This window comes from Atribacter sp., from assembly GCF_035418125.1.
In the GTDB taxonomy this organism is placed as follows: domain Bacteria; phylum Atribacterota; class Atribacteria; order Atribacterales; family Atribacteraceae; genus Atribacter; species Atribacter allofermentans.
In genome coordinates this window covers 2,954-6,077 of record NZ_DAOLQM010000128.1, presented here as the reverse complement: position 1 = coordinate 6,077, position 3,124 = coordinate 2,954, and the positions used below count along the sequence as shown (strand labels likewise).

Here is a 3,124-nt window from a genome sequence, read left to right as displayed (position 1 = left end):
GCCAGCCATACTCTCTAAATGTACAATCATCAGAGGTTCAACTATAAGAAAAACTCCTACTCATTCAAACTCCATCATCACTTACAAAATTCTTCAAAGGGGCTTTTCGTTAGAAACTTGTTAGGGTACAATCTTTTAGAATTCTGATTTCCACCACCGATGAATAAATAACCATCAAGGTTTCTGAGGCAGAATACAGGAGAATGAATAAATGTCAGACGGACAAACTTACAATCCTCAAAAGCTTATCAAACAAATCCTCATCTCGGTTTTCATCAGTTTAGGAACCATTATTGCAATTTTTTTAATTTTATCCTTTCGGGGAGTATCAATTGACTTCTCTCAATTCCAACCAATCTGGCTGGTTGGGGGTTTTGTTTCAATCATCGCTGCCTGGTTAATCGATGCCCTTCGTTTATTCTTCACCACTCGTGCCTGGGGAAAACCGATTTCTTATCGGAATAGCCTGACCGGGGTATTATCCTGCTATTTCATGTCTGCTATAACTCCCTCCGCTACCGGTGGAAGTCCGGCTGAAATGCTGGTATTAAATCGATCCGGAATGTCCTGGGGTGAAGCCGGCTGCCTGACCGCTATTTGCGGTATCCTCTATCAAGTCACTCTTTTAATTCTTCTGCTAATTTTGGTTTTGGTTCTCGGTGTCCATTTCACCTTAAGAGGCATCCTCCTCCATCTTCTCTATTCTTTTCTTATTTTTTATAGTACTTTGATTTTTCTCCTCTTCTTCTTTTTAAATCGATTGGACTTGGTTTACCGATTAGTACACTGGGGAATGAGATTCGCCAATCGGCACTTCCCAAAACTCAAATTTTCAGAAGATAGTGTTTTAAAATGGGTGAATGATTTCTTTGCTGACTTTAAAAATGGATTTCGAATTCTCTTTATCAATAAACCTCAATACCTTATCTTAAACATTGTTGGTTATAGTTTTTACTTTGTATGTTTTTTTTCGGTTGCCTTTTTCGTTCTTCAATCACTCGGAGTTTATGTTCCTTTAAAACAAGTTTTGGGCAATCAAATCCCCCTATATTTGGTTTTCGGCTTCTTACCAACTCCCGGAGCATCGGGAGGAGTCGAGCTTTCCATCGGTTCGGTTTTTCTTTCTTCAACCGGTCCGGAAAAAATTAGCTTATTCATTTTATTCTGGCGTTTCATAACCTTTTTTGCAACTATGATAGTGGGAGCTATTACTTTTTTCCGAGTACTCTTCACCATCGGGAAAAAGATAACTCAGGTTGCTCCTTCGGCTAAAGCTGCCATGAATGGAGAAAAACAGTAAACTCAACCTTTAATTATTCGATTCTTGAGGTTCTGCTTCTAGTTCTTTTGACCTTCCGGTAATTTCGTCCATCAGAGCATCGGCTAACTTTTTGTTGATCGGTAATAAGTAATCGTATTCTCTCATCGCTGTTCCTTTGTCATCGAGTCTCAACGAAACCAATCCCACGTTGTAATGGGAAATATCATAATCTGGTTTGATTCGTAAGGCCTTCCGATAAGAATCGAGAGCGTTTAAATTTCTTCCAATTTCAAGATAGGAATTCCCTAAATTATTCCAAGCTTCGTAGTCTTGGGGATCTAACTCAACCACCTTCAGGAATGGATCGATCGATTTATAATAATTTCCCTGGTTATAATAAATGTTGGCAATGTTATAAAGACTGGTCGTGTAATTGGGATCAATTTCAACTGCCTTGCTGTACGCTTCTAATGCCTTTTCATAGTTTCCCAATGCTTCATAAGCATTACCCAGGTTGTTATAAGCTGCAGTATAATCTGGCTCAACTTCAACTGCCTTGCTGTGGTTTTCAACAGCTTTTTGATAATCCTGCTCATCATAATAGACGTTTCCTAATTCGTAATAGATTTCAGCATCATCAGGAACCACCTCCAAGGCTTTTTGATATTGAAGGACAGCATTCTGAGAATCACCTAAATCTCGATAGGCTAAACCTGCGTTAAAATAAGCATTGGCGTAATAAGGATCTATTCCAATCACTTTTTGGTAGGCTTCTATGGCAGCTTCAGTATTTCCCAATTCCGAAAGAGCATTTCCCAGGTTGTTTAAAGCATCAACATATTCCGGATCTAAATCTAAAGCCTCTTTATATTGCTCAATGGCTAGGTCGTATTTTCGTTCCCGATAATAGATATTGCCTAAATTATAATGGGGCAAGGGACTTCCTGGTTGAGCGGCAGCAGCTTCTAAATAGGCTTTTTCAGCTTCTCCGGTTTGATTCAGGTAATAATAAACATTGCCTAAATTGTTTAATGCATCGAAATAACGAGGAACTATCTCAATAGCTTTGAGATAAGCATCCCGGGCTTTTTCAAAACTCTGCAGATCGTAATATACATTTCCAAGGTTGTATTGTACTTCGGGTTGGCTGTTATTAAGAGTAATTGAATTTTCATAAGCATCAATTGCCAACTGGTAATCTCTCATATCATAATAAAGATTACCGATTTCAAACCAAACCCACGGGTCTTTATCATCCAATCGCAAAACCAATTGATAGGTTTCTTCGGCTTCATTATATAAACCCTGGGCTCGATAGGCAGCAGCCAGGCTCTGCCATCCGGTTTTGTCACTTGTATTTCCCTCTAATCCTTTTTTTAGTGTTTGAATAGCATCCGAAAACATTCCCAAGCGAAAATAGGACAATCCCAATTCTACAAGGTCCTGTTGATTGCTTTCAGCTGAGGATTGGTTTTGGGCACAAACCCACCCGGTCGAGAGAACGAATAACAAAGAAATGACTATCATCATTGAAATCAATAAAAGTTTTCTCATGGTTGACCCTCCTCTTAATCATACTTTGAACGGTTGGTATTCTGAAAAATCTAAGCTTACCTGGAACTCTGGTTATTTCAATTTTCGGGCATATACCACAGAAGCATTTCATTATTTTTTTTCATTATATCTTATTCAAACCCACAAATTTGTAATAAAATTCAAGGAGGGTGAAATTATTTGCTGAGATTGATTTCAGTAGGAATAATCAGCGGCAATAGGCATTCGTCTGCCGTTTCCGAAGGCCTTGGAGGTAACCTTTAATCCCGGCGGAGCTTGCTTTCTTTTATATTCATTCTGGTCAATTCT

General features: G+C 38.8%; 2 protein-coding genes. One reads left to right on the top strand and one right to left on the bottom strand.

Translation table 11 applies throughout. From position 1 onward, the window contains the following. Positions 1-211: 211 nt before the first annotated feature. Positions 212-1,300, top strand: a complete 1,089-nt coding sequence (locus PLK24_RS07285) for a lysylphosphatidylglycerol synthase transmembrane domain-containing protein (RefSeq protein ID WP_324477729.1) — start codon at positions 212-214, stop codon at positions 1,298-1,300. 9 nt (positions 1,301-1,309) lie between these two features. On the opposite strand, the gene PLK24_RS07280 is transcribed toward PLK24_RS07285, so the two are convergent. After that, positions 1,310-2,815 carry a tetratricopeptide repeat protein gene (locus PLK24_RS07280; protein ID WP_324477727.1) on the bottom strand — a complete coding sequence of 502 codons (1,506 nt, stop codon included), beginning with the start codon at positions 2,813-2,815 and terminating at the stop codon, positions 1,310-1,312. Positions 2,816-3,124: the final 309 nt, after the last annotated feature.